This is a genomic window from Nocardioides sp. Soil_C_8 (genome assembly GCF_057656315.1).
In genome coordinates this window covers 392,086-416,839 of sequence record NZ_JBDGKQ010000004.1, presented here as the reverse complement: position 1 = coordinate 416,839, position 24,754 = coordinate 392,086, and the positions used below count along the sequence as shown (strand labels likewise).

Sequence of the window (24,754 nt, the reverse complement as noted above, 5' to 3'; positions counted from 1 at the left end):
GTGCTCAGACAGTAGCGACGTCGGTGTCGGTGCGTCCCATGCTCTTCAGTGCGACGACGAGCGCCGCGGCCACGAGCACACCGGCCACCAGGGCGATGAGGAAGCCGGCGATGTTGTCCACCGCGAAGAGCACGAAGATGCCGCCGTGCGGGGCCCGCAGCCCGACGTCGAGGCCCATCGACAAGGCCCCGGTCACCGCGCTGCCAGCCATGATGGAGGGGATGACCCGCAGCGGGTCGGCCGCCGCGAACGGGATCGCGCCCTCGGTGATGAACGACGCCCCCATCGCCCAGGCAGCCTTGCCGTTCTCGCGCTCGGGCACCGTGAACAGGCCGGGTCGTACGACGGTCGCGAGGGCGAGTGCCAGCGGCGGGACCATGCCGGCCAGCATCACCGCGGCCATCACCTTCAGCTCGGGGGCGTCCGTCGCGGTCGCGGCGGTGCCGAGGCCGGCCACCGCGAAGGCGTACGCCGTCTTGTTCAGGGGGCCACCCATGTCGAAGGCCATCATCAGCCCCAGGATGACTCCCAGGAAGACCGCCGACCCGCCCTGCAGGCTGTTGAGGCCGTCGGAGAGGGCGTCCATCAGGGCCGCGAGCGGCTTGCCGAGGACGACCACCATGATGAACCCGGAGATCAGCGTCGCGACGAGCGGGATCACCAGCACGGGCATCAGGCCACGCATCCACACCGGCACCTTCCATCCGGTGATCCAGTGGGCCACGATGCCCGCCAGCACACCGCCGACGATGCCGCCGAGGAAGCCGGAGTTCAGGGTGCCGGCGATGGCACCCATGACGAAGCCCGGGGCGATGCCCGGCCGGTCGGCGATGGCGTAGGCGATGTAGCCCGCCAGTGCCGGCACGAGGAAGCCGAAGGCCGCCGCGCCGAGGGTGAAGAACAAGGCGCCGAGGTAGGCGAAGAAGGGGCTGTCGAACAGCGCGTGCTCGAGCCCGAACTCGTCGACGTCGGGCAGGTTGAACAAGGTGTTGTCCACCGCGATCGTCTGACCGTCGTTGACGATCTCGTAGCCACCGAAGAGGAAGCCGAGCGCGATGAGCAGTCCACCTGCGGCGACGAAGGGGATCATGTAGGAGACGCCGGTCATGAGCACGCGTCGCGTCTTGGCGCCGAACGACTCGCTGGCGCCCATCGAGTCTGCCTCGGTCGCGGTGCCCTCGACCTTGGGCGCACTGCCCGGGTCGGCGGCGTAGCGCAGGGCCTCGGCGATCATCGCGTCGCCCTCGTCGATCGGCCTCTTCACCGAGGAGCTGACCATCGGCTTGCCGGCGAAGCGGCCGCGCTCGCGCACCCCCACGTCGACCGCGAAGATCACGGCACCTGCCTTGGCGATGCTCTCGGGTGACAACGGGGTCGAGCCGGCCGAGCCCTGCGTCTCCACCTGGATCTCGACACCGGCCCGCTCGGCCGCGGCCTCGAGGGCCTCGGCGGCCATGTAGGTGTGGGCGATGCCGGTGGGGCATGCGGTGACCGCGACGAGGGACGTCGTGCCGGGCGGTGCCGCGGTGGCCGTCGCCGCGGGAGCCGCGGTGCTCGCAGCGTGCGCGGGCGCGGTCGACTCCCCGCCACCGGGGACGGCCTCGCCGGACGGTGCTCCCGACGCGGGGGCCGCGTGCTTCGGCGCAGGCGCCGGCTCGCCGAGCTCGTGGGTGACCAGGTCGACGACCTCCTCGTCGCTCTCCGCGGACCGGAGCGCGTCGGTGAAGGCGGGCTTGACCAGCGCACGGGCGAGCTTGGTGAGGATGGTGAGGTGGTCGGCGTCGCCGCCGGCCGGCGCTGCGATGAGGAAGGCCAGGTCGGCGGGGCCGTCCTTGGCGCCGAAGTCGACGGGCGGGTCGAGCCGCGCGAAGGCGAGGGTCGGGACCTCGACCCCGGTCGTACGGCAGTGCGGGATGGCGATGCCGCCCGGGAGGCCGGTCGCCGACGTCGACTCGCGTGCGAACGCGTCTTCGACGAGCTGGTCCTTGCTGGTGGCTCGGCCGGCGTCGTCCACGACGCCCGCGAGGGCGCGGATGACGTCGTGCTTGTCCGAGCCCCAGTCGGCACCCAGCCGCACGAGGTCGGTGGTGATCAGTGAGGTCATGCTGTGCCTCCCGTGGAGGGGGATAGGGCGGAGACGCCGACCAGCTCGGTGCGGAGCTGGGACGGCCGGGGGATGGTCGTGCCGGGGAGACCTGCGGCGGCGCTGCCGTAGGCGACGGCCAGTGCCAGGCGCTCCGGGGCAGGTAGCCCCCGGACGTCGCCGAGCAGGTAGCCGAAGAGGCTGGAGTCGCCGGCACCGACGGTGCTCACGACTGTGGTGGGGGGCGGGGTGGCGTGCCAGGCGCCGTCGGGTGTCACCAGCACGGCGCCGTTGCCGCCGAGGGTGGCCAGCACGGCCCCGACGCCACGCTCGATCAGCTGGCGGGCGGCCGCGGCGGTCGCCGCGGGGTCGGACTCGAGCTCGTCGGCATCACCGCCGGTGAAGGAGGCGAGCTCCTCGCCGTTGGGCTTCATCAGGTCGGGCGCGGAGTCCGGGAGGGCGTCGACCAGGGCCTGCAGCGGGGCGTCGCTGGTGTCGACGGCGACGCGTCCGCCGACCTCGCGCAGTCGTCGTACGAGCTCGGCGTAGAAGTCCGGCGGGGCGCCCGCGGGCAGCGAACCGGCGAGGACGGTCCAGTCGGCGCTCGAGGCGCGGACGAGGACGGCCTGCGCCATCAGCTCGAGGTGGAGGGGGAGCACGGCGGCGCCGGGGGAGTTGAGCTTGGTGGTCGTGCCGTCCGGCTCGGTGATGGTGAGGTTGACCCGCACGTCGCCGGCGGGTCGGACCGGGCGGCAGTCGATGCCCGCGCCGAGCAGCTCGAGGACGAAGGCGTCGTCCTTGGCGGCGGGTACGACGGCGATGCTGGGGATGTCGGCGGTGACGGCGGCGCGGGAGATGTTGACGCCCTTGCCGCCCGCCTGCGACGTCACCGACGCCACCCGGTGGACCTGGCCCCGCGAGAGCTCGCCGTCGAGGGCGACCGTGCGGTCGATGCTGGGGTTCGGGGTGAGGGTGAGGATCATGCGACCACCACCTCGATCCCGGCTGCCTCGAGCGCCCGGCGGTCGGCCGGCTCCACGTCGCTGTCGGTGACGAGCACGTCGAGGCTGTCGAGGGTCGCGAACCGGACGGCCGTCTCGACGCCGAGCTTGGTCGAGTCGGCCAGCACGACGGTCTTGCGTGCACAGGCGATCATCGCCCGCTTGCTCGCCGCCTCGTCGCTGTCGGGCGTGGTGAGCCCGTGGCCGACCGTGAGGCCGTTGGTGGCGATGAACGCGACGTCGGCACGCAGGTCGGACAGGGCGGCGACGGTCTCGGCGCCGACGGCGGCGTGGGTCGTGGGCCGCACCTTGCCGGGCAGCAGGTGGAGCTCGATCTGGGGCAGTCCGGCCAGGCGGGTGGCGACCGGCACCGCGTGGGTGATGACGGTCAGCCGGTGGTCGCGGGGGAGCGCAGCGGCGAAGCGCGCGGTGGTGCTGCCCGCGTCGATCACGACGACCGAGTCCGGGGGCGGCAGCAGGGAGACGGCGGCATTGGCGATGGCCTCCTTGGCCTGGGTGTTGGACTGGTCGCGCTCACCGATGCCGGACTCGATCACGGTGAGCGAGCCGGCCGGCACGGCACCGCCGTGGACGCGTCGGACGAGTCCCATGCGGTCGAGGGTGGACAGGTCGCGGCGCACGGTCTCGGTGGTGACCTCGAACTGCTCGGCCAGCTGGACCACCGACAGCCGGCCCCGCCGGCTGATCAGGTGGGCCATCGCCTGCTGGCGCTCTTCCGCGTACATTCGGTCCACCTCCACGTGCCTCGCCGAGCGATCTGTGTATGTGTTGTTTTAGTCCCGAACGTGTTGCTTGTCAACAACCACGTGTTCTACGGTGTGTCCATGACCACATCCGCCGAGTCACCCGCGAACACGCTCAGCGGGACCCCGGTCGTCCCGGGAGTCGCCGCCGGACCCGTCCTCCACGTGCGCGGCGAGGTCTCGCCCGACGCGATCGCGCGCTACGGCGACGGCGACTTCCCTGATGCCGACGCCGCGCTGGCGGCGTACGACGACGCGGTCGCCGCGGTGGCAGAGACCTTCACCACCAAGGCCGCCTCCACCCAGGGCGCCGCGGCCGAGGTGCTCACGGCGAGTGCCGGTCTGGCTCGCGACAAGGGCCTCCGCTCGGGCGTCGCGAAGAACCTGCAGGCCGGCCAGGGGCCCGTCGCGGCGGTGCAGGGCGCGGTCGAGCAGTTCGTCACGATCTTCACCAACATGGGCGGCCTGATGGCCGAGCGGGTCACCGACCTGCGCGACATCGAGAGGCGCGTGGTGGCGCACCTGGTGGGCGAACCCGCCCCGGGCGTGCCGACCCCGAGCGAGCCGTCGATCCTCGTGGCCGAGGACCTCGCCCCCAGCGACACCTCCGGCCTCGACCCCGACCTGGTCACCGCCCTGGTCACCGTGCGTGGCGGCGCGACGAGCCACACGGCCATCATCGCGCGCCAGCTGGGCATCCCGTGCGTGGTCGGCGCGGCCGGCGCCATGGACGTGCCCGCCGGGACGTTCGTCGTGGTCGACGGCGAGGCCGGCACCATCGAGCGCGGCGCCGACCCCGACGAGGCGCGTTCGCGCGTCGAGGCGAGCCGCCGGCTGCGCGAGGAGCTCGCCAGCTGGACCGGCCCGGCGTCGACCTCCGACGGGATGCCCGTGAAGCTGCTCGCCAACGTGGCCGACGGCGCGTCCGCCGAGTCCGCGGGCACCGAGCCCGTCGGGGGAGTGGGCCTGTTCCGCACCGAGCTGTGCTTCCTCGACCGCAAGGACGAGCCGACGGTCGAGGAGCAGGCCGAGATCTACGCCGGCGTCCTGGCGCCGTACTCCGACGGCCGCTACGTCGTCGTCCGCACCCTCGACGCCGGGTCCGACAAGCCGATCGCCTTTGCGACGCACGAGGGCGAGGAGAACCCCGCGCTCGGTGTCCGCGGCCTGCGGCTGAGCTTCGACAACCCCGGGCTGATGGACCGGCAGCTCGACGGCATCGCCGCGGCCGCGGAGAAGACCGGCACCGAGACCTGGGTGATGGCGCCGATGGTGGCGACCGTCGCCGAGGCGGCCGACTTCTCGGCCAAGGTGCGCTCGCGGGGGCTCAAGGCCGGCGTGATGGTCGAGATCCCGAGCGCCGCGCTCCTCGCGCACCGGATGCTCGAGGTCGTCGACTTCCTCTCCATCGGGACCAACGACCTGACCCAGTACGCCATGGCCGCCGACCGCATGGCCACCGACCTGGCGCACCTCACCGACCCCTGGCAGCCAGCCGTGCTCCAGCTGATCGCGATCACCGCGCACGCCGGCACCGAGGCCGGCAAGCCCGTCGGCGTCTGCGGCGAGGCCGCGGCCGACCCCCTGCTCGCCACCGCGCTCATCGGCATGGGCATCACGTCGCTCTCGATGGCGGCGCGAGCCGTGCGCCCGGTGGGTGCCCAGCTCGGCAAGGTCAGCTTCCAGACCTGCGAGGCCGCCGCCGAGGCCGCGCTCGGTGCGCCCGACCCGATGGCCGCCCGTGCGGCCGTCCGGGAGCTGCTGGGCCACTGATGCCCGCGCGCCGCTCCACTTCTCGCCGCTGTCAGGCGAGACCAGCCCCGGGAGGTCCGTCTCCGGCCCGAGGCCTCGGTGATGCCCTCGGAGGCCCCATCCCACTCACCACGGAGGAATCATGACGTCAGCGTACGACCAGTACCGGGCAGCCGAGCTCGAGCTGCCGGACCAGGCCTGGGCCTGGCACCTGTGGGGCGCGGGTGAGGACAACATGGGCAAGGACAGCGCGCCCGAGCTGGTCGACATCCCCCGACCGGACGCCGACCACATGCTGGTGCGCATCGACAGCGTGGGACTCTGCTTCTCCGACGTGAAGATCATGCGCCAGGGCGGCAGCCACCCGAAGCTCTACAACCGCGACCTGGCCAACGACCCCACCCGGCTGGGGCACGAGGTGAGCCTCACCGTCATCGAGGTCGGCGAGAACCTGAAGGACCGCTACCACGCCGGCCAGCGGCTGGCGGTGCAGCCCGACATCTACCAGGACGGCAGGAGCACGGCCTACGGCTACACCATCCCCGGTGGTCTCATCCAGTACCACCTCATGGGCGCGGAGATGCTCGAGACCGACGACGGTGCGTGCCTGCTGCCCCTCCCCGACACGATGGGCTACGCCGAGGCCTCCACGCTGGAGCCGTGGGGCTGCGTGATGGCCGCCTACACCCAGCGGCGCCGCCTGGAGCCCAAGGCCGGCGGGACCATGTGGATCGTGGGCCGGCCGGGCGACGAGCGGGAGTACGCCTTCTCCTCCGGGCTGGACGCCCCGGCCACCATCGTCCTGACCGACGTGCCCGACTCGGTGGCGCAGCTGGTCGAGGGAACCTCGGCCACCACGGTCGTGCGCAACGGCATCGGCACCGACGACTACCAGGCGCTGGTCGACGAGCTGACCGACGGCGCCGGCTTCGACGACATCGTCATGCTCGACCCCCGTTCAGCAGCGGCGGCGAGCGCCGTGGCCGCGCACATCGCCCGACGCGGCACCCTCAACCTGGTGGGGGAGACCGAGCTCGACGGCCTGGCGGACCTCGACGTCGGCCGCCTGCACTACGACTACACGGCCTACGTCGGCGGCCGCGGCCCGGACATCGCCGCCTCCTACGGGGAGGCACGCAACCGGGCCGACCTGCGCCCTCAGGGCACGACGGTCTTCGTGGGCGCCGGTGGCCCCATGGGGCTGATGCACGTCCAGCGCGCCATCCAGCAGACCGACGGCCCCCGCACGATCGTCGCCACCGAGGTGAGCGACGAGCGGCTGAAGGCCCTCGAGGACCGCCTGGCCCACCTGGCGGACGAGAACGACTGCGAGCTGATCACCTTCAACTCCCAGACCGCCGAGCAGTCCCTCCACGACTTCGTCATGGGGATCACGGACGGCCAGGGAGCCGACGACGTGGTCGTCAGCGTCCCCATCGCCGGCGTGATGGCCGAGGCCGACACGCTGATGAGGTCCGACGGCATGCTGGTCTTCTTCGCCGGCGTCCCCAACGGCACGCTGGCGCCGCTGAACCTCAGCGCGGTCTACCTGGACAACGCCCAGTACACCGGTACGTCGGGACTCACCATCCACGACCAGCAGCAGGTGGTCGACCTGGCCACCGGGGGCCAGCTCTCCCCGGGATCCATCGTGGGGGCCGTCGGCGGCATGCGGGCGGCCAAGGACGGCCTCCAGGCGCTGGTCGACGGCACCTACTCCGGGAAGGTCCTGATCTTCCCGCAGATCCACGACCTCCCGCTCATGGGGCTCGACGAGCTCAAGGACAAGGTGCCGGGCATCGCGGAGAAGCTGGGACCCGGCGACACGTGGAACGGCGAGGTGGAGCGGGCGCTCTTCGACAGCAAGCTCGCCCGCTGACCTCGACCGACACCTCGAAGTCCGGACAAAGCCACAAGGTCGGGCACAAATCGTGCCCGAATGCTTGGCAACATGCCCGAACGTGAGGTTTAATCGCGACATCATGTGATGGGGCTCACCCCCCCGTTTCGACTGGAGGACATCAGCATGGCCACAACATTCACGGCCCCCACCGGCTCCGGTGCCCGGGTGCGCGTGCAGAAGTTCGGCACGTTCCTCTCCAACATGATCATGCCCAACATCCCGGCACTGATCGCGTGGGGACTGCTCACCGCATTGGTCATCGACGTCGGCTGGTTGCCGAACGCTGACCTGGCCACGATGGTCGGCCCGATCATCCACTACGCACTCCCGATCCTCATCGCCGCGACGGGCGGCCGCATGGTCTACGGCGACCGCGGTGCCGTGGTCGGTGGCTTCGCGGTGATGGGAGCGATCGCGGGCTCCGACCTGCTGGTCGCGAACTTCAACGCAGACCTGCCCGCGGGCGACCCCCCGCTCGGCCAGGTGCACATGTTCATCGGCGCGATGATCCTCGGCCCCCTGTCGGCCTACGTCATGAAGCGCGTCGACGCCATCTGGGACGGCAAGGTCAAGGCCGGCTTCGAGATGCTCGTCAACATGTTCTCGGCCGGCATCCTCGCGTTCCTGATGGCCATGCTCGGGTTCTACGTCGTCGCGCCCGTGGTGAACGAGGTCATGGAGGTCCTGGGCAACGCCGTCGAGTGGCTGGTGGACAACAGCCTCCTGCCGCTGACCTCGATCGTCATCGAGCCGGCGAAGGTCTTCTTCCTCAACAACGCGATCAACCACGGCGTCCTGACGCCGCTGGGTCTCGCCGAGGCCGCGGAGACCGGCAAGTCGGTGCTGTTCCTGCTCGAGGCGAACCCCGGGCCGGGCCTCGGCCTGCTGCTCGCCTACTCGTTCTTCGGCCGCGGTGTGCCGAAGGCGACCGCCCCCGGCGCGGCGATCATCCAGTTCTTCGGCGGCATCCACGAGATCTACTTCCCCTACGTGCTCATGAAGCCGCGACTGATCCTCGCCATGATCGCCGGCGGCATGACCGGTGTCGCGATCAACGTGGCGTTCGACGTGGGCCTCCGGGCGCCGGCGGCGCCGGGCTCGATCTTCGCCGTCTACGCCCAGACGGCCAGGGGCGACTACCTCGGTGTCACCCTCGGCGTCTTCGGCGCCGCAGCCGTCACGCTCCTCGTGGCGTCGGTGCTGCTGAAGATGGACAAGTCCGACGACGAGGGCGACCTGACCGCAGCGACCGCGCAGATGGAGGCCAACAAGGGCAAGAAGTCGTCGGTCGCCAGCGCCCTGACCGGTGGTGCGGCCACCGCCACGGCCACCGCCACCCGCGAGATCCGCAACATCGTCTTCGCCTGCGACGCGGGCATGGGCTCCTCGGCGATGGGTGCCTCGGTGCTGCGGAAGAAGATCCAGGACGCCGGACACCCCGAGGTGACGGTCGTCAACAAGGCGATCTCCAACCTCGACGACAGCTACGACCTCGTGGTGAGCCACCAGGACCTCACCGACCGGGCGCGCCAGAAGACACCGTCCGCCGAGCACGTCTCGGTCGACAACTTCATGGCGAGCCCGCGCTACGACGAGATCGTGGAGCTGATCCGCGAGAACAACGAGACCTGACGCCCGGCGTCAGGGCCCCGGACGGTCGAGCCCGGCCCTCCCCCCGTGGGGGCCGGGCTCGGCCTTCGGCGACCACCTGCCGTCGCCGGCGTGTGGTCTGATGAGCTCCACCCCGATTCCGACCCACCCGACACTGCGAGGAAGAGAGACGCCAGATGAGCGACGTACTGAGCAGGGAGGCCATCGTGCTCGGCGGCCAGGCCACGGACAGGGACGCAGCGATCACCGAGGCCGGACGGCTGCTGGTCGCGAGCGGCGCGGTCGACGAGGCCTACGTCGACGCCATGCACGAGCGCGAGACGTCGGTCTCGACGTTCATGGGCAACGGCCTCGCCATCCCGCACGGCACCAACGAGGCGAAGGCGCTGATCCGCCACACCGCGATCTCGTTCGTCCGCTACGACCAGCCGATCGACTGGAAGGGCAGCCCGGCACGCTACGTCGTCGGCATCGCCGGTGCCGGTGACGACCACCTGACCGTGCTGCAGGCGCTCGCCGGCGCGTTCACCGACGACGCCAGCATCGCGGCCCTCGACGCGGCGCAGACGCCGGACGACGTGCTCGCCGTCCTGGGCGACGTCAGCGCCTGACGGCCGTCCGCGGTCGTTGCTCAGACCGCGGTGACGGCGACGGGTACGCCGTTGAGCGCGGCGTTGCCCGACACGTCGAGCAGCTCGGGATCCGTGAGGTCGTTGACGGAGACCCCGGGCACCTCGCGGCTGCGGGACATCAGGACGCCGTCGGCGGCGTGCCCGTAGCCGTGGGGGAGCGAGACCACGCCCGGCATCAGGTCGTCGGAGGCGGCCACCTCGACCTCGACCGAGCCGACGCGCGAGGTGACCCGCACGCGGGAGCCGTCCTCGATGGCACGCTCCGCCAGGTCGCCCGGGTTCATCAGCAGCTGGTGGCGTGGCCGGCCGCGGGTGAGCCGCTCGGAGTTGTGCATCCACGAGTTGCAGTCGCGCTGGTGGCGGCGTCCGATCAGGACGAGCTCGTCCGCCTCAGGAGCGGGGACGGCCGCGAGCCGGGCCACGTCCTCGACGACCAGGGCGGGCGCGAGGTCGACGCGCTTGCTGCGTGCCGGCACGCGGTCGGGCAGCTGGCCGCCGCGCAGAGGACCGAGGTCGATGCCCGCCGGACGCCGGCGGAGCTTGGCCAGGGTGACGCCGCTCGACCCGCGGCGCAGCAGCTGACCGACGAGGAAGGTGGGGCTCGCGGTCAGCCGGGCCCGCTGGACCAGCCGCTTCCTGAGCGGGGCCTTGCGGTCCAGGCGAGCGGCCGTCCGCAGGGTGATCTCGCGGAAGATCTCCCAGTCGTGGCGCTGGCCGGCGTCCTTCTCGAACACCGCCGGCGTGAACCGCGCGGTGTTGCGCACCGCCAGCAGGTGGAAGACCAGGTCGTAGTGGTCGCGCTCGAGCGCCGTGGTGGGCGGCAGGATCACGTCGGCGTGGCGGGTGGTCTCGTTGACGTAGATGTCGACGGCGGCCATGAAGTCGAGCCCGCGCAGCGCGCCGTCGAGCCGCGCGCCGTCGGGCGTGGACAGGACCGGGTTCCCGGCGACGGTGAGCAGTGCCCGGACCTGGCCCTCGCCGGGCGTCTCGATCTCCTCGCGCAGCGCCGCCACGGGCAGCTCACCCGCGGTCTCCGGGAGCCCGCGGACCCGTGAGCGCCAGGCGTCGTGGTGCCCGCGGCCGATCAGCCCGGTGCCCACCGCGTCGATCGCCGGGGTCGTGAACATCGCGCCGCCCGGGCGGTCGAGGTTGCCGGTGAGCACGTTGAGGCAGGTGACGGCCCACTGGCACACCGTGCCCCACGGGCCGGCGGAGACACCGATCCGGCTGTAGACGACGCCGGAGTCGGCGGCCGCCAGCTCGCGGGCGAGCCGGCGGACCTCGGCAGCCGGCACGCCGCTCATCGCCTCCGCCCGCTCGGGGGTGAAGTCGGCGACCAGCTCGACCACCGTGTCCAGCCCGTCGACGTACGACGCCACGGCGGGTCGGTCGGCGGGGGACGCCTCGACGGTGAGCACGTGCAGCATGGCGAGCAGCACCCACGCGTCCGTGCCCGGCCGGACGAAGTGGTGCTCGTCGGCTACCTTGGCGGTCTCGGTGCGACGAGGGTCGAGGACGACCATCCTGCCGCCGCGCGCCCGGAGGTCGCGCACGCGCTGGGGGAAGTCGGGGACCGTCATCAAGGAGCCGTTGGAGGCCATCGGGTTGCCGCCGACGACGAGGAACCACGACGTGCGGTCGATGTCGGGGATCGGCAGGAAGAGCTGGTGGCCGAACACGAGGTGCGCGACGAGCTGGTGGGGCAGCTGGTCGACCGACGTGGCGGAGTAGCGGTTCCTCGTGCGGAACGACTTGAACATCGCCGTCCCGTGGGTCATCGACCCCAGGCTGTGGGCGTTGGGGTTGCCGAGGTAGACGCCGAGCGCGTCGTCACCGTGCTCGTTGACGACCCGTGCGATGTTGTCGGCGACCAGGTCGAACGCCTCGTCCCAGCCGATCTCCACCCAGCGGGCGTCGGCGCCCTCGCCCACGCGACGGACCGGGCGCCGCAACCGGTCGGGGTCGGCGTACACGTCGGCGATCGCCACTCCCTTGGGGCACACGTGCCCCCGGGACAGGGGGTCGGCGGGGTTGCCGCGCACGCCCACGACCTCACGGCCCTCGATGGTCAGCTCGAGGCCGCAGATCGCCTCGCACAGGTTGCAGACGCCGATCCGTTTCTGCTGCTCGCCCATGAGCGGGATCGTCGCACGTCGTACCTCCTGCGGGGGGAAGACACCGGACGGGCCGCGCGCCAGACTCTGCCGAGCCCGGGCCGGGCCGTAGGGTCGCCGGGCAGCATCCACCAACAGAACGGAGCACGTCATGGGTTTCGGAGGGCCGATCGGCCTGATCGTCGTGGGACTGATCCTCGCGCTGGCGTTCCGGGAGAACCAGGTGGGACCCCTCGAGGTCCCCATCCTGGGATGGATCCTCGTCCTGGCCGGGGCGTTGTGGCTGGTGCTCACGCTGGTCCAGCAGAACACCAGGCGGCGTCACACCACGACCGCCACCACCACCGACGCACAGGGCCGCCAGGCGTCGACGCAGCGGACCACCGAGTCGGACCCGCCGCCCCCGCCGGCCGTCTGAGCCGCTCGCGGACCCACGTGACCAGGAGCCCCTGTCGGCACCCGACGGGGGCTCCTGCGCGCCCGCGCGCGGATTGGGGGAGCCGACCACCCCGTTGGTACGCTCACACGGTTGCCCAGCAGGGCGACACGCCGTCAGGACGGCCGCGGAACCAGAGTGCCCCGGTGAACAGGCCCGGGCGCGCCGCGCAACGAGAACCGAAGGAGCCCCCATGTCGATTGGTACCGACGCGGAGACCAAGAAGAAGATCATCGCCGAGTACGCCCTGACCGAGGGTGACACCGGTTCGCCCGAGGTCCAGATCGCGCTGCTCAGCCACCGCATCTCGCACCTCACCGAGCACCTCAAGCAGCACAAGCACGACCACCACAGCCGGCGCGGCCTGCTGCTCCTGGTCGGCCAGCGCCGCCGTCTGCTCAACTACCTGCAGAAGACGGAGATCGAGCGCTACCGCTCCATCGTCGAACGCCTCGGCCTCCGTCGCTGACGTGTTGGAGCGGCTCCCCGCCACGGGGGGCCGCTCCTCTCACATCCGGGCCGCGCCGCGCTAGTGTCGACCCGGCACAACTGAAACAACACCCAACAGGAGCGACCCGCCTCGTCGCCCGGTCCTCGGTAGTGGCCTTCAGATCCCGCCCTCGGGCGCGACGATCTGCGGGCCTCGATCGAAGACCGGCCCCGCGGGACCTTCGACGGTCCACATGAGGGTGGACGCCGCGGATCGCTCCGCGAAGAGAAAGCAGGATCCTGCTTCCATGAGTGAACCCATCATCTCCGCTGTCGAGACCGTCCTCGACAACGGCAAGTTCGGCCAGCGCACGGTCAAGTTCGAGACCGGCCTGCTCGCCCGCCAGGCGGCCGGCGCCGTCACGGCCTACCTCGACGACGAGACCATGCTGCTCTCGGCGACCACCGCCTCGAAGCAGCCGAAGGACCACTTCGACTTCTTCCCGCTGACCATCGACGTCGAGGAGCGGATGTACGCCGTGGGCCAGATCCCCGGCTCCTTCTTCCGCTCCGAGGGCCGCCCGGGCGAGGACGCGATCCTCACCTGCCGCCTCATCGACCGCCCGCTGCGCCCGACCTTCAAGAAGGGTCTGCGCAACGAGGTCCAGGTCGTCATCACCGTCCTGGCGCTCGACGCGAACATGCCCTACGACGTGCTCGCCATCAACGCCGCGTCGATGTCGACCCAGCTCTCCGGCCTGCCGTTCTCCGGCCCCGTCGGCGGCGTGCGCGTCGCCCTCATCGACGGCCAGTGGGTCGCCTTCCCGACCCACCAGCAGCTCGAGTCGGCCGTCTTCGACATGGTCGTCGCGGGTCGCGTCACCGAGACCGGCGACGTCGCGATCATGATGGTCGAGGCCGAGGCCACCGAGGAGACCATCGCGCTCGTCCAGGGTGGCGCCCAGGCGCCGACGGAGGAGGTCGTGGCCGGTGGCCTCGACGCCGCCAAGCCCTTCATCAAGCAGCTGTGCGAGGCGCAGTCCCAGCTCGCCGCCGAGGCCGCCAAGCCGGTCCAGGACTTCCCGGTCTTCCTGGACTACGAGGACGACGTCTACGCCGCCGTCGAGTCCGCCGTGAAGGCCGACCTGACCGCCGCGATGCAGATCGGCGACAAGCAGGAGCGCGAGTCGCGCACCGACGAGCTCAAGGCCGCCCTGCTCGAGAAGCTCGCCGGCGAGTTCGAGGGCCGCGAGAAGGAGATCGGCGCGGCGTTCCGCTCGGTCAACAAGAGCGTCGTCCGCGAGCGCGTCCTGCGCGACAAGGTGCGCATCGACGGTCGCGGCCTCGCCGACATCCGCCCGCTGCACGCCGAGGTCAACGTGATCCCGCGCGTCCACGGCTCTGCGCTGTTCGAGCGTGGCGAGACCCAGATCCTGGGCGTCACCACCCTCGACATGCTGAAGATGGAGCAGCAGCTCGACACGCTGTCGCCGGAGAAGCACCGCCGCTACATGCACAAGTACGTCTTCCCGCCGTTCTCCACCGGCGAGACCGGCCGCGTGGGCTCGCCGAAGCGCCGCGAGGTCGGCCACGGCGCCCTGGCGCGCCGCGCGCTGCTCCCCGTCCTGCCGACGCGCGAGGAGTTCCCCTACGCCATCCGCCAGCTCTCCGAGGCCATGGGCTCCAACGGCTCGACCTCGATGGGCTCCGTCTGCGCCTCGACCCTGTCGCTGCTGCAGGCCGGCGTGCCGCTGAAGGCCCCCGTGGCCGGCATCGCGATGGGCCTCATCTCCGGCGAGATCGACGGCGAGACCCAGTACGTCGCGCTGACCGACATCCTCGGCGCCGAGGACGCGTTCGGCGACATGGACTTCAAGGTCGCCGGCACCCGTGAGTTCGTGACCGCGCTGCAGCTCGACACCAAGCTCGACGGCATCCCCGCCGAGGTGCTCGCCGCCGCGCTCACCCAGGCCCGCGACGCGCGCCTGGCGATCCTCGACGTCATGGGCGAGGCGATCGACGCGCCGGAGGAGATGTCGGTCCACGCGCCGCGCATCATCACCATCCGCGTTCCCGTGGACAAGATCGGCGAGGTCATCGGTCCCAAGGGCAAGGTCATCAACCAGATCCAGGACGACACGGGCGCGACGCTGTCCATCGAGGACGACGGCACGGTCTACATCGGTGCGACCAACGGCGAGGCGGCCGAGGCCGCCAAGGCCGCGGTCAACGCGATCGCCAACCCGACGATGCCCGAGGTCGGCGAGCGCTACCTCGGCACCGTCGTGAAGACGACCAACTTCGGTGCGTTCGTCTCGCTGCTCCCGGGCAAGGACGGCCTGCTGCACATCAGCAAGCTCCGCTCCCTGGCCGGCGGCAAGCGCGTCGAGGCCGTCGAGGACGTCCTGGCCGTGGGCCAGAAGGTCCAGGTCAAGATCGCCGAGATCGACGACCGCGGCAAGCTGTCGCTCGTCCCCGTCGTCGAGGAGGACGAGGCCGGCTCCGAGGAGTCCGCCGACGCCCCCGAGGCCGCCGACGCCGAGTGACCTGACGGCTCCTGCTCCACCCCACGACCGGTCGGCCGTCTGGCCGGCCGGTCGTGGCGCTTCACCCCTGCTCCACCCCTGCTCCACCCCTGCTCCGCCCCGGAAGGACCCCTGTGCAGAAGAACGGCACCACCCGCACCCTCCACACCGTGAAGGACGCCGACGGCGCGGTGACCTCGCGCGTACGACGTACGGTCCTGCCCAGCGGCCTGCGCGTCGTCACCGAGCAGATGGCCGGCACCCGTTCGGCGAGCATCGGGGTGTGGGTCGCGGTCGGCTCGCGCGACGAGACGCCCACCCTGCACGGCTGCTCGCACTTCCTCGAGCACCTGCTCTTCAAGGGCACCCCCGAGCGCACCGCGATGGACATCTCGGTGGCGCTCGACGCAGTGGGCGGCGAGTTCAACGCCTTCACCACCAAGGAGTACACCGTCTACCACGCGCGGGTCCTCGACGAGGACCTCGGCACGGCGGTCGACGTGCTCGGTGACATGGTCACCGCCTCGACCCTGACCGAGGCCGACGTCGAGGCCGAGCGTGACGTCATCCTCGACGAGATCGCGATGCACGACGACGACCCGGACGACGTGGTGCACAACCTGTTCGCCCACCAGGCGTGGGGCGACAGCCCGCTCGGTCGCCCGATCGCCGGCACCGACGCCTCGATCACCGCGATGACCCGCGCGCAGATCCACCGCTTCTACCGGCGTCACTACCGCCCCGACAACATGGTCGTGTCGGTCGCCGGCAACGTCGACCACGCCACCGTCGTGCGCCAGGTGCGGCAGGCGTTCGGCCGCGGCGGCTTCCTCGACGGCGAGTCCGACCCGACCCCGTCGACGCAGTCCGAGCGCGCCCGCAAGGTGAGCCCCGGCGAGACGCGCACCATCCGCCCGCAGGAGCAGGTCAACCTCGTCCTCGGCGTCAAGGGACTGACCCGCACCGACCCCCGCCGCTACACCCTCGGCGTGCTCAACACCGCCCTCGGCGGCGGCACCTCGTCGCGGATGTTCCAGGAGGTGCGCGAGCTGCGCGGGCTGGCGTACTCCGTCTACTCCTTCGCCACCCACCACGCCGACGCCGGCGTCGTCGGCGTCTCGGTCGGCTGCCTGCCGGGCAAGTACGACGCCGTGCTCGAGACCGTGCGCACCGAGCTCGCCAAGGTCGCGGCCGAGGGCCTGACCGACGAGGAGGTCGAGCGCGGCAAGGGCCAGCTCAAGGGTGGCCTCGTGCTCGGCCTCGAGGACTCCGGGTCGCGGATGTCGCGCATCGGCAAGGCCGAGCTCGTCCACGACGAGCTGCTCACGATCGACGAGGTCGTCGACCGGATCGAGGCCGTCACCGCCGAGGACGTCGCCGCCCTCGCCAAGGAGCTCTTCACCCAGCCCGAGCTGCTCGCGGTCGTCGGTCCGGCGAAGTCCTGACCCGGACGACGCCAAAGTCTCAGCGCTTGGCGATCAGCCCGATGACCGGGGGAGCCTTCTGCTCCACGACGCTGACCCGGAAGCCGCCGCGGAGGAGGTTCTCGGAGGCCTTCTTCACGATGTTGGGCACCAGCTCGGGGCGGGCGGCCTCGTAGAAGAGGTAGACCGCGCCACCGGGGACGACCCGCTCGTGGAGGAGGGCGACCTCGTCGTCGCAGGCGCGCACCCAGAACAAGTTGACGTTGAAGGCGAAGACCTTGTTGAGGCGCTTGACCGGGACGCGCAGCGTCGCGAGGTCGATCTGGCGTACGACGAGCCGGCCGGCGTCGACGTACTTCTGGTTGCGGCGCTTGGTGCGGTCCACGCCCGACTCGGATCGGTCGATCGCGAACAGCTTTCCGGTCTCCAGCTTGGCGCAGATCGCCTCGGCGCCGGCACCGGGGCCACAACCGATCTCGAGGACCTGGTCGGCCGGTTGGACGTCCATGAGGTCGACGGCCCACTTGATGCGCGGCGGGATGGTCGGGGCAGGCATGGCCCACAGCCTGCCAGACGCCTGTTCGCGAGTCAGCCACCGCCACTCGCCGATCGTTCCGGCCGATACGGTTGACCGCGTGAGCACAGGAGACGAGGCACAGGGCCGGACGCAGGTGCGGGCCCAGGTCCGGGTGGGCGTGCTGGGCGCCCGCGGCAAGGTGGGCTCGGAGGTCTGTCGCGCCGTCGAGGCGGCCCCGGACACCGAGCTGGTGGCCTCGGTCGACGCCGGCGACGACGTCGAGGAGCTCGCCCGGGCGGGCGCCGAGGTGGTCGTGGACTTCACCCACCCCGACGTGGTCATGGACAACCTGCGCTTCTGCATCGAGCACGGCATCCACGCCGTCGTCGGCACGACCGGCTTCGACCAGCCCCGCCTCGACCAGCTCGAGGCCTGGCTCGCCGACGCCCCGGGGGTCGGCGTGCTGATCGCCCCCAACTTCTCCATCGGCGCGATCCTGATGATGCGCTTCGCCGCCCAGGCGGCGCCGTTCTTCGAGTCGGTCGAGGTCGTCGAGCTGCACCACCCCGACAAGGCCGACGCCCCGTCCGGCACCGCGGGTCGCACGGCGGACCTGATCGCCGCGGCGCGGCGCGAGGCCGGCAGCGCCCCGATGCCCGACGCGACGTCGACGGGTCTGGAGGGCGCGCGGGGCGCCGACGTCGACGGCGTCCGGGTCCACAGCCTGCGCGTGCGCGGCCTCGTCGCGCACCAGGAGGTCGTCCTGGGCACGGCGGGGGAGACGCTGACGATCCGCCACGACTCGCTCGACCGGGTCTCCTTCACCCCGGGCGTGCTCGCGGGCATCCGCGCGATCGGCGAGCACCCGGGCCTGACCGTCGGGCTCGACGCCTTCCTCGACATCGGATGAGGACGGTCGACGAGGTCCTCCCCGGGAGTGCCGCGGCGTAACCCGGCGTCGCGACCGCTCGTTGGCGAGGTGTCGGGACCGCTCGGGTGCCCGGCTCACCTCTCGGAAGGCTCCACCATGCGCAGAACCGCAGGACTCGCCGCGCTCGCACTCGCCGCCGCCACCGCGGCGGCGCTGCCGCTGACCACCGCCTCGACGGCCCAGGGGGCCCCTGCCGCGGGCAGGGCGGACGCCGTCCAGGATGCCCTCGCCGCCCTCCAGCGCCACCCGGGCGCCGCGCGCAGCACCGACGGCCAGGCCTTCGTCGCCGGCACCACCCTCGTCGACCCCGACGGGAGCACGCACGTGCGGTTCGACCGCACCCTGGACGGCCTCCGGGTCGTCGGCGGCGACCTGGTCGTCCACCGCGACGCCCCCGGCGGCTGGGACGGCGTCAGCCAGACGCTGGCCACCCCGCTGGACGTCGGCACCGACGCCACGGTCGCGGAGGCCGTTGCCACCCGGACGGTCCTGACCCGTAACGCCCGGACGTCAGCCGTCCGCAGCGACGACCGGGCCGAGGCTCGCGAGCTCGTCGTGGACGCCACCGGGGCCGCGCCCCGCCTCGCGTGGGAGGTCGTCACCGGAGGTGCCCAGGCCGACGGCACCCCGTCCCGGCTCGCGACCTACGTCGACGCGAGGACCGGCACGGTCATCCGCAGCGAGCAGCAGGTCGTCAACGTCGACGGCCAGGGCCAGACGCTCTACAGCGGCACGGTCCCGTTGCAGGTCAGCGGATCGGGGACGTCGTACACGCTGAAGGACGCCACGCGTGGCGGCACCTACACGACCGACATGAAGAACGCCGAGGACTCGATCTTCTGCCAGATCTTCGGCACCGGCTGCTCGACGGGGACGACGTTCACCTCCACGTCGACGACCTTCGGCAACGGCCAGACCAGCAACCGGTCCAGCGCCGGTGCCGACGCGCAGTACGGCTTCAACGTCACGTGGGACTACTTCAAGGCGGTGCACGGGCGCAACGGCATCTGGAACGACGGCCGCGGCTCCTACAACCGGGTCCACTACGGCAACGGCTACGTCAACGCGTTCTGGGACGGCAGCAAGATGACGTACGGCGACGGTGACGGCGTCGACTTCGGTCCGCTCGTCTCCCTCGACGTGGCCGGCCACGAGATGACCCACGGCGTGACGGAGAACTCCGCGAACCTGACCTACTCCGGGGAGTCCGGCGGCCTCAACGAGGCGACCTCGGACATCTTCGGCACCCTCGTGGAGTTCCACGCGGCCAACGCCAACGACCCGGCCGACTACCTCATCGGCGAGGAGTTCGACCTGAAGGAGCACGCCGGGTTCCGCCGGATGGACCGCCCGTCCTCCGACGGCAGCTCGCTCGACTGCTGGAGCAGCACCGCCAAGGACGTCGACGTCCACTACTCCTCCGGCATCGGCAACCACTTCTTCTACCTGCTCGCCGAGGGCAGCGGCACCAAGACGATCGGCGGCGTGACCCACAGCTCCACGACCTGCAACGGGTCGTCGGTCACCGGCATCGGCCGCGACGCGGCCGCGCAGATCTGGTACCGCGCGCTGACGGTCTACATGACCTCCGGCACGAACTACGCCGGCGCGCGCACCGCGACGATGAACGCGGCGCGGGACCTGTACGGCGCCGGCTCGGCCCAGCAGGGCGCCGTGGCCGCCGCCTGGAGCGCCGTCTCGGTCGGCTGACGACGGTCGTCACTGGAAGGAACTGCGGCCGTACGACGCCCGGGCGCGACGCTCGGCTGTCGTACGGCCGCAGTTCCCCAGGTGCCCGTCGGTCCGGCGAGGGATCAGACGAGGCGAGCCAGGGCCGCCACGACCGCCGCCCCCACCACCACGACGAGGAACGGCATCCGGAGCAGCAGGGCCACCACCGCGAAGCCCAGCCCGAGGACGCGTGCGTCGACCCGCAGCTCCGGGCCCGAGGAGAACACCTGCACGGCGACCAGCGCCGCCAGGAGCGCCACCGGGATGAGGTCGGCGACACGCTCGACCGTGGGGTGCGCGAGCACCCGCTCCGGCAGCGACAGGCCCGCCAGCTTGAGCAGGTAGCACCCGACCCCGGCGAGCAGCACGGCGGTCCACATCAGTGGTGCCTCCCCGCCACGTCGTCGCGCCCCGGGATCTCGGTGGGGTCCTGCCGCTTGCCGAGCACCCCGACGAGCAGGGCCACGCCACCCGCGGCGAGGACCGGTACGCCGGCGGGGGTGACCGGCACCGCCGCGAGCGCGACGGCCGCGGCGAGCACGGCGACGAGCACGTTGCGCCGGTCGCGCAGCCGCGGCCACAGCAGGGCGAGGAACGCCGCGCCGACGGCGGCGTCCAGGCCGAAGGTGCGGGGGTCGCCGACCGCGTCGCCTGCGACCGCTCCGACGGCGGTGGCGAGGTTCCACAGGACGAAGACCGAGACGCCGGTGGTGAGGAAGCCGAGGCGGGTGCCCTCGGTCGTGTCGCGGGTGACCCCCATCGCCGTCGACTCGTCGATCAGCACGTGGGCGGCCGCGAACCGTCGCCAGCCGCGCCAGCGCAGCAGCGGCGCCATCCGCAGGCCGTAGAGGGTGTTGCGGGTGCCCAGCAGCAGGGCCGTGGCCGCTCCCGACACGGGTGCGCCGCCTGCGGCCACGACGCCGACGAGGGCGAACTGGCTGGCTCCGGTGAACATCAGCAGCGACAGCACGCACGTCTGGGCGATGCTCAGGCCCGAGGCGACCGACACGGCGCCGAACCCGAAGCCGTACGCCCCGGTCGCCACGCCGACGGCGAGGCTGTCGCGGACGATCGCCGAGCGCTCAGCGGGACTGAGGGCAGCATCGGACACGACCCGAGGCTAGGTCATCCGCCGGACCGGTCCGTCGGTCCGTCTCAGGTCCGCCGCTCGGGTCCGCTCGGTCAACTCCGTCGGCGTACGCGTGCGGCGCGCCCGTGGCGCTGGTGGAAGTCGTGGACCAGCACGAACGCCGCCGCGGCCCCGGCTACGGTGCCGGTGACGAGCCCCACGCGCAGGTTCATCGGGAGCTCCGGCACGGCACCGAACCAGAGGCCGATGCCGACGCACACGACGAGCGCCGAGACGATGAGCAGGTACCTGTGCAGAGCGGGAAGCGGACCTAGCATCTGGACCCCCGTGGTGGACCGGCGAGATGGCCGGTCACTCCATGGTGACGGGCGTCACACGAAAAACAAGTGCCGCAAGGGGTGATTTACCCCGATCGGGTCACGCTGCGGCGACGAGGTCAGGCGATGGCCGTGTGGAGACGCACCTGCTTGACCGTCGTCGCGCCGGTCCCGTCCAGGTCGAGCTCGCGGTGGGCGGTGTCGGGGGCCCAGCCCGCCTCCGTCAGGAACGTCCGCAGGGCGTCGTCACCGGCGTTGACCCAGGTGACGGCCCGCGTGAACCGGTCGGCGGCGAGGGTGTCGACCGCCGCCTGCAGCAGCCGCGAGCCGTGGCCCTTCGCGCGCTCCTCGGGGTCGAGGGTCACCTCGGCCAGCTCGCCGTCGGCGACCGGGTCGCAGTCGGGGTCGGCGGCCGGCGAGGTCAGGGCGAAGCCCACCACCCGGTTGCGCTCGAGGGCGACGAGCACCCGGTTGCGGGCGTCGGCGGGCCGGGCGAGCGCCTGGCGCCACTGGCCGGCCACCGCCTCGACGTCGGTCGGCAGGACCTCGGCCGGCAGCAGGCCGGCGTAGAGCTCCGGCCACGCGCGGACCTGCACCGCGGCGATCGCCGTCGCGTCGTCGGCCCAGGCGACGCGCACGGACACGTCGGCGCTCGGCGCCCCGCCGGCGGGGGAGTGGTCGTGCGACATCAGCGCAGGCTCATCGGTAGGTCTCGGGGAGCTTCTCGCCGATCTTGACCTGCGCCTTGGGCAGGCGCAGGAACTTCATCTGCAGCGAGCGCATCGCGGCGTAGAGGGTGGTGCCCTTGGTCGGCTCGCCGGGGAAGCGGCGGGCGAGCTCGCGACGCAGCCGGAAGCGGAGCATCACGATGTCGAAGACGATGACCAGCAAGGTGGTGAACAGGACCGTGTTGCCGAGCTGGACCATCGTCTGGTTGCCGGAGTAGCCCAGCACCATCGACACGATCAGCAGCGGGACCATCAGCTCGATGAAGGAGAAGCGCGAGTCCACGAAGTCGCGGATGAAGCGGCGCACGGGACCGCGGTCGCGGGCCGGCAGGTACTTCTCGTCGCCGGTCTTCATCGCCTCGCGCATCTTGCGGGACGTGTCGCCGCGAGCGGCCCGCTGGGCGGCGGCCTGCTCCTTGCGCGTGCGCGGGACCTTGGCGCGGGCCCGGGCGGCTGCCTCGGCCTCCTTGCGCGTCGGGGTGGGCCGGCCCTTGCCACCCACCTTCGGGTCGGTGGTGGGGGTCTCCGGCTCGGAGCTGGTACGACGGAACACGCGTGCTGCCTTCACATGGCGACGAAACGGATGGACGGGCGGATCTGGTGGTGGGGACCAGCCTATCGCCGCGACCCGCCGGGCACGGCGTCGCGGGATGCCCTACCTCCGCCTTGGGTTTGGTTCTAGGGTGAGGACGTCAGTCCAGTTGTCCCAGCCACCACCCCCGCATGCCCAAGAGAGGGTCTCCACCCCGATGAGTCTCATGAAGCGCATCAGCCTGATCTTCCGCTCCAAGGCCAACAAGGCCCTGGACAAGGCGGAGGACCCCCGAGAGACCCTCGACTACAGCTACCAGCGGCAGCTCGAGCTCCTCTCCAAGGTGCGCCGCGGTGTCGCCGACGTGGCGACCAGCCGCAAGCGCGTCGAGCTCCAGGTCAACCAGCTCGAGCAGCAGGCGGCGAAGCTGCAGGGACAGGCCGAGAAGGCGATCGGTGCCGGCCGGGAGGACCTCGCCCGCGAGGCCCTGACCCGCAAGTCCGGTCTCTCCTCGCAGATCACCGCCCTCAAGGAGCAGCAGGCGACGCTCCAGGGCGAGGAGGAGAAGCTCGTCCTCGCGCAGCAGCGGCTGCAGGCCAAGGTCGAGGCGTTCCGCACCCGCAAGGAGACCATCAAGGCCACCTACACCGCGGCCGAGGCACAGACGCGCATCGGCGAGGCGATGTCGGGCATCGGCGAGGAGATGGGCGACGTCGGCCTCGCCATCCAGCGTGCCGAGGACAAGACGGCCCAGATGCAGGCCCGCGGGCAGGCGATCGACGAGCTGATCGCGTCCGGCGCCCTCGACGACGCCTCTCAGCTCAACGCCGGCGACGACATCTCCCGCGAGCTCGACGCGCTCAGCTCCGGCTCCGACGTGGAGGCCGAGCTGGCCCGGCTCAAGGCCGCGAGCTCCCCGCAGGCCATCGAGTCCTCCGACACCGGCGGCGACATCCTGGCCGACGAGCCCGAGACCGTCCGCGCCGAGGGCGAGACCAACGAGGGCGGTCGGGCATGATCGTCCGCATCCTCGGCGAGGGTCAGTACGACCTCGACGACCATGCCCTCGACGCCCTCAACGGCCTCGACAACCAGATCGAGCAGGCCATCGACTCCGGCGACGAGGCGATGTTCCGCACGGCCCTGCACGGGCTGCTGTCCGCCGTGCGCGCGAGCGGATCGCACCACGAGCTCGACTCGCTCGACGAGTCCGACCTGATCCTGCCGCCGCCCGACGCGACGATCGACGAGGTCCGCGAGCTCCTGGGCGACGACGGCCTCATCCCTGGCTGAGGCGGGCCACACCTTCCCCATGGCCACCTCCCGTTTCATCAAGGACTCCGGTCTCACCGCCCGGATGACCCTCACCATGTTCCTGCTCGGGGCGATGTTCGTCGGCCTCGTCTCGCTGGTCATCGCGTACGTCAACAGTGCCGGCGGGGCCGTCGCGGTCGCAGCCATCGCGATCGGCATCGCCTTCTGGCAGTGGTGGAACTCCGACAAGGTGGCGATGCGTGCGATGCGCGCCCGCGAGGTGAGCCCGGAGGAGGCGCCCGAGCTGCACGGCATGATCGACCGGCTCTGCGCCCTAGCCGACATGCCCAAGCCGCGGGTCGGCGTCTCCGACCTGCCCGTGTCCAACGCGTTCGCGACCGGCCGCTCGCCCCAGCGGTCGGTGGTCTGCGTGACGACGGGGATCCTGCAGACCCTCGACGCCGAGGAGCTCGAGGCCGTCCTGGCCCACGAGCTGAGCCACGTCGCCCACCGCGACGTGCTGGTGATGACGATCGCCTCGTCGGCCGGCATCGCGGCCGGCCTGCTGATGCGCTTCACCCAGTTCGGTGGGATGGGGCGCTCCCGCAGCAACAACAACAGTGCCCTGCCCGTCGCCCTCGTGGTGCTCATCGTCAGCCTGCTCGTCTACGCCGTCAGCTTCGTGATGCTGCGGGTGCTCTCGCGCTACCGCGAGCTCTGCGCGGACCGGTCCGGCGCCTACCTGACGATGAAGCCGGCCGCGCTCGCCTCGGCCCTGCAGAAGATCAGCGGGGAGTCGGCCGCCGCCACCCCGACGAAGGACCTGCGCACCGCCAACGCCGCGAGCGCCCTGTGCATCGTCCCGGCCTTCGCCGGCGGCCTGAGCGGCCTGATGGCCACCCACCCGCCCCTCCAGCAGCGGCTCGAGCAGCTCGCCCGGATCCAGGCCGAGCTCGGCCGGCCGACCGGCTGAGGGGCGG

At 71.7% G+C, this 24,754-nt stretch carries 23 protein-coding genes; 13 read left to right on the top strand and 10 right to left on the bottom strand.

Annotation, left to right across the window (positions count from 1 at the left end; genetic code table 11):
* Positions 1-4: 4 nt before the first annotated feature.
* Genes AC3A3L_RS19005 through AC3A3L_RS18995 form a run of 3 tightly spaced genes read right to left on the bottom strand, consistent with a single transcriptional unit; the run spans position 5 to position 3,830 of the window.
* The gene (locus tag AC3A3L_RS19005; RefSeq protein WP_487641603.1) at positions 5-2,104 is read right to left on the bottom strand and encodes a PTS fructose transporter subunit IIABC; all 2,100 of its coding nucleotides are present in this window, start codon (positions 2,102-2,104) and stop codon (positions 5-7) included.
* Positions 2,101-3,066, bottom strand: coding sequence for a 1-phosphofructokinase family hexose kinase (locus AC3A3L_RS19000; RefSeq protein ID WP_487641602.1), 966 nt, complete (start codon positions 3,064-3,066; stop codon positions 2,101-2,103). Before AC3A3L_RS19000 ends, AC3A3L_RS19005 begins: the two co-directional genes overlap by 4 nt.
* Positions 3,063-3,830: a DeoR/GlpR family DNA-binding transcription regulator gene (locus tag AC3A3L_RS18995; protein WP_487641601.1), complete on the bottom strand. Its 768-nt coding sequence runs from the start codon at positions 3,828-3,830 to the stop codon at positions 3,063-3,065. The genes AC3A3L_RS19000 and AC3A3L_RS18995 overlap by 4 nt, the downstream gene beginning before the upstream one ends.
* A gap of 99 nt (positions 3,831-3,929) precedes the next feature.
* Between AC3A3L_RS18995 and ptsP the strand changes: the two genes are divergently transcribed.
* From ptsP to AC3A3L_RS18975, 4 genes are all read left to right on the top strand, one after another.
* A complete protein-coding gene (gene ptsP, locus AC3A3L_RS18990; RefSeq protein ID WP_487641600.1) occupies positions 3,930-5,621 on the top strand; it encodes a phosphoenolpyruvate--protein phosphotransferase in 1,692 nt (563 codons plus the stop codon).
* Between the two features lie 121 nt (positions 5,622-5,742).
* Complete coding sequence (locus AC3A3L_RS18985) at positions 5,743-7,479, top strand: alcohol dehydrogenase catalytic domain-containing protein (RefSeq protein ID WP_487641599.1); 1,737 nt, start codon at positions 5,743-5,745, stop codon at positions 7,477-7,479.
* A gap of 147 nt (positions 7,480-7,626) precedes the next feature.
* Positions 7,627-9,135 carry a PTS mannitol transporter subunit IIBC gene (locus tag AC3A3L_RS18980; protein ID WP_487641598.1) on the top strand — a complete coding sequence of 503 codons (1,509 nt, stop codon included), beginning with the start codon at positions 7,627-7,629 and terminating at the stop codon, positions 9,133-9,135.
* A 155-nt stretch (positions 9,136-9,290) separates the two neighbouring features.
* Positions 9,291-9,725, top strand: a complete 435-nt coding sequence (locus AC3A3L_RS18975; RefSeq protein ID WP_378543272.1) for a PTS mannitol transporter subunit IIA — start codon at positions 9,291-9,293, stop codon at positions 9,723-9,725.
* Positions 9,726-9,745: 20 nt separating this feature from the next.
* Here AC3A3L_RS18975 and AC3A3L_RS18970 read toward each other — a convergent pair whose 3' ends face one another.
* On the bottom strand, positions 9,746-11,881 hold the full coding sequence (locus AC3A3L_RS18970) for a molybdopterin-dependent oxidoreductase (RefSeq protein WP_487641597.1): 2,136 nt from the start codon (positions 11,879-11,881) through the stop codon (positions 9,746-9,748).
* A gap of 130 nt (positions 11,882-12,011) precedes the next feature.
* On the opposite strand from AC3A3L_RS18970, the gene AC3A3L_RS18965 reads away from it, so the two are divergent.
* The 4 genes from AC3A3L_RS18965 to AC3A3L_RS18950 all read left to right on the top strand — a co-directional run bounded on the left by AC3A3L_RS18965 (position 12,012) and on the right by AC3A3L_RS18950 (position 16,695).
* Positions 12,012-12,278: a DUF6458 family protein gene (locus AC3A3L_RS18965; RefSeq protein WP_487641596.1), complete on the top strand. Its 267-nt coding sequence runs from the start codon at positions 12,012-12,014 to the stop codon at positions 12,276-12,278.
* 211 nt (positions 12,279-12,489) lie between these two features.
* Positions 12,490-12,765, top strand: coding sequence for a 30S ribosomal protein S15 (rpsO, locus tag AC3A3L_RS18960; RefSeq protein ID WP_186340976.1), 276 nt, complete (start codon positions 12,490-12,492; stop codon positions 12,763-12,765).
* A gap of 268 nt (positions 12,766-13,033) precedes the next feature.
* Complete coding sequence (locus tag AC3A3L_RS18955) at positions 13,034-15,271, top strand: polyribonucleotide nucleotidyltransferase (RefSeq protein WP_487641595.1); 2,238 nt, start codon at positions 13,034-13,036, stop codon at positions 15,269-15,271.
* Between the two features lie 113 nt (positions 15,272-15,384).
* Entirely contained in the window at positions 15,385-16,695 is a 1,311-nt protein-coding gene (locus tag AC3A3L_RS18950) for a M16 family metallopeptidase (protein WP_487641594.1), read from the top strand.
* Positions 16,696-16,714: 19 nt separating this feature from the next.
* Here AC3A3L_RS18950 and AC3A3L_RS18945 read toward each other — a convergent pair whose 3' ends face one another.
* A complete protein-coding gene (locus AC3A3L_RS18945) occupies positions 16,715-17,230 on the bottom strand; it encodes a class I SAM-dependent methyltransferase (protein WP_487641593.1) in 516 nt (171 codons plus the stop codon).
* A gap of 115 nt (positions 17,231-17,345) precedes the next feature.
* On the opposite strand from AC3A3L_RS18945, the gene dapB reads away from it, so the two are divergent.
* The gene (dapB, locus tag AC3A3L_RS18940) at positions 17,346-18,101 is read left to right on the top strand and encodes a 4-hydroxy-tetrahydrodipicolinate reductase (protein ID WP_487641696.1); all 756 of its coding nucleotides are present in this window, start codon (positions 17,346-17,348) and stop codon (positions 18,099-18,101) included.
* Positions 18,102-18,218: 117 nt separating this feature from the next.
* The gene (locus AC3A3L_RS18935; protein ID WP_487641592.1) at positions 18,219-19,832 is read left to right on the top strand and encodes a M4 family metallopeptidase; all 1,614 of its coding nucleotides are present in this window, start codon (positions 18,219-18,221) and stop codon (positions 19,830-19,832) included.
* Between the two features lie 104 nt (positions 19,833-19,936).
* On the opposite strand, the gene AC3A3L_RS18930 is transcribed toward AC3A3L_RS18935, so the two are convergent.
* The 5 genes from AC3A3L_RS18930 to AC3A3L_RS18910 all read right to left on the bottom strand — a co-directional run bounded on the left by AC3A3L_RS18930 (position 19,937) and on the right by AC3A3L_RS18910 (position 22,556).
* Positions 19,937-20,233: an AzlD domain-containing protein gene (locus tag AC3A3L_RS18930; RefSeq protein WP_487641591.1), complete on the bottom strand. Its 297-nt coding sequence runs from the start codon at positions 20,231-20,233 to the stop codon at positions 19,937-19,939.
* Positions 20,233-20,964, bottom strand: a complete 732-nt coding sequence (locus AC3A3L_RS18925) for an AzlC family ABC transporter permease (protein WP_487641590.1) — start codon at positions 20,962-20,964, stop codon at positions 20,233-20,235. The genes AC3A3L_RS18930 and AC3A3L_RS18925 overlap by 1 nt, the downstream gene beginning before the upstream one ends.
* A 71-nt stretch (positions 20,965-21,035) precedes the next feature.
* Positions 21,036-21,260 (bottom strand): hypothetical protein, encoded by a 225-nt coding sequence (locus AC3A3L_RS18920; RefSeq protein WP_487641589.1) that lies wholly within the window; start codon positions 21,258-21,260, stop codon positions 21,036-21,038.
* Between the two features lie 119 nt (positions 21,261-21,379).
* Complete coding sequence (locus tag AC3A3L_RS18915; protein ID WP_487641588.1) at positions 21,380-21,949, bottom strand: N-acetyltransferase family protein; 570 nt, start codon at positions 21,947-21,949, stop codon at positions 21,380-21,382.
* Between the two features lie 10 nt (positions 21,950-21,959).
* Positions 21,960-22,556 carry a DUF3043 domain-containing protein gene (locus AC3A3L_RS18910; protein ID WP_487641587.1) on the bottom strand — a complete coding sequence of 199 codons (597 nt, stop codon included), beginning with the start codon at positions 22,554-22,556 and terminating at the stop codon, positions 21,960-21,962.
* 181 nt (positions 22,557-22,737) lie between these two features.
* Between AC3A3L_RS18910 and AC3A3L_RS18905 the strand changes: the two genes are divergently transcribed.
* The 3 genes from AC3A3L_RS18905 to htpX are packed head-to-tail and all read left to right on the top strand — an operon-like array spanning position 22,738 to position 24,747.
* On the top strand, positions 22,738-23,538 hold the full coding sequence (locus AC3A3L_RS18905) for a PspA/IM30 family protein (RefSeq protein ID WP_487641586.1): 801 nt from the start codon (positions 22,738-22,740) through the stop codon (positions 23,536-23,538).
* Positions 23,535-23,813 (top strand): PspA-associated protein PspAA, encoded by a 279-nt coding sequence (pspAA, locus tag AC3A3L_RS18900; protein WP_487641585.1) that lies wholly within the window; start codon positions 23,535-23,537, stop codon positions 23,811-23,813. Before AC3A3L_RS18905 ends, pspAA begins: the two co-directional genes overlap by 4 nt.
* A 19-nt stretch (positions 23,814-23,832) precedes the next feature.
* On the top strand, positions 23,833-24,747 hold the full coding sequence (gene htpX / locus AC3A3L_RS18895) for a zinc metalloprotease HtpX (protein ID WP_487641584.1): 915 nt from the start codon (positions 23,833-23,835) through the stop codon (positions 24,745-24,747).
* The last annotated feature ends 7 nt before the right edge of the window (positions 24,748-24,754 follow it).

Excerpts from the sequence above, each read along its gene's own strand:
- AC3A3L_RS19005 (WP_487641603.1), bottom strand. The coding sequence starts at position 2,104 with ATGACCTCACTGATCACCACCGACCTCGTGCGGCTGGGTGCCGACTGG.
- AC3A3L_RS19000 (WP_487641602.1), bottom strand. The coding sequence starts at position 3,066 with ATGATCCTCACCCTCACCCCGAACCCCAGCATCGACCGCACGGTCGCC.
- AC3A3L_RS18995 (WP_487641601.1), bottom strand. The coding sequence starts at position 3,830 with ATGTACGCGGAAGAGCGCCAGCAGGCGATGGCCCACCTGATCAGCCGG.
- ptsP (WP_487641600.1), top strand. The coding sequence starts at position 3,930 with ATGACCACATCCGCCGAGTCACCCGCGAACACGCTCAGCGGGACCCCG.
- AC3A3L_RS18985 (WP_487641599.1), top strand. The coding sequence starts at position 5,743 with ATGACGTCAGCGTACGACCAGTACCGGGCAGCCGAGCTCGAGCTGCCG.
- AC3A3L_RS18980 (WP_487641598.1), top strand. The coding sequence starts at position 7,627 with ATGGCCACAACATTCACGGCCCCCACCGGCTCCGGTGCCCGGGTGCGC.
- AC3A3L_RS18975 (WP_378543272.1), top strand. The coding sequence starts at position 9,291 with ATGAGCGACGTACTGAGCAGGGAGGCCATCGTGCTCGGCGGCCAGGCC.
- AC3A3L_RS18970 (WP_487641597.1), bottom strand. The coding sequence starts at position 11,881 with ATGGGCGAGCAGCAGAAACGGATCGGCGTCTGCAACCTGTGCGAGGCG.
- AC3A3L_RS18965 (WP_487641596.1), top strand. The coding sequence starts at position 12,012 with ATGGGTTTCGGAGGGCCGATCGGCCTGATCGTCGTGGGACTGATCCTC.
- rpsO (WP_186340976.1), top strand. The coding sequence starts at position 12,490 with ATGTCGATTGGTACCGACGCGGAGACCAAGAAGAAGATCATCGCCGAG.
- AC3A3L_RS18955 (WP_487641595.1), top strand. The coding sequence starts at position 13,034 with ATGAGTGAACCCATCATCTCCGCTGTCGAGACCGTCCTCGACAACGGC.
- AC3A3L_RS18945 (WP_487641593.1), bottom strand. The coding sequence starts at position 17,230 with ATGCCTGCCCCGACCATCCCGCCGCGCATCAAGTGGGCCGTCGACCTC.
- AC3A3L_RS18935 (WP_487641592.1), top strand. The coding sequence starts at position 18,219 with ATGCGCAGAACCGCAGGACTCGCCGCGCTCGCACTCGCCGCCGCCACC.
- AC3A3L_RS18930 (WP_487641591.1), bottom strand. The coding sequence starts at position 20,233 with ATGTGGACCGCCGTGCTGCTCGCCGGGGTCGGGTGCTACCTGCTCAAG.
- AC3A3L_RS18920 (WP_487641589.1), bottom strand. The coding sequence starts at position 21,260 with ATGCTAGGTCCGCTTCCCGCTCTGCACAGGTACCTGCTCATCGTCTCG.
- AC3A3L_RS18915 (WP_487641588.1), bottom strand. The coding sequence starts at position 21,949 with ATGTCGCACGACCACTCCCCCGCCGGCGGGGCGCCGAGCGCCGACGTG.
- AC3A3L_RS18905 (WP_487641586.1), top strand. The coding sequence starts at position 22,738 with ATGAGTCTCATGAAGCGCATCAGCCTGATCTTCCGCTCCAAGGCCAAC.
- pspAA (WP_487641585.1), top strand. The coding sequence starts at position 23,535 with ATGATCGTCCGCATCCTCGGCGAGGGTCAGTACGACCTCGACGACCAT.
- htpX (WP_487641584.1), top strand. The coding sequence starts at position 23,833 with ATGGCCACCTCCCGTTTCATCAAGGACTCCGGTCTCACCGCCCGGATG.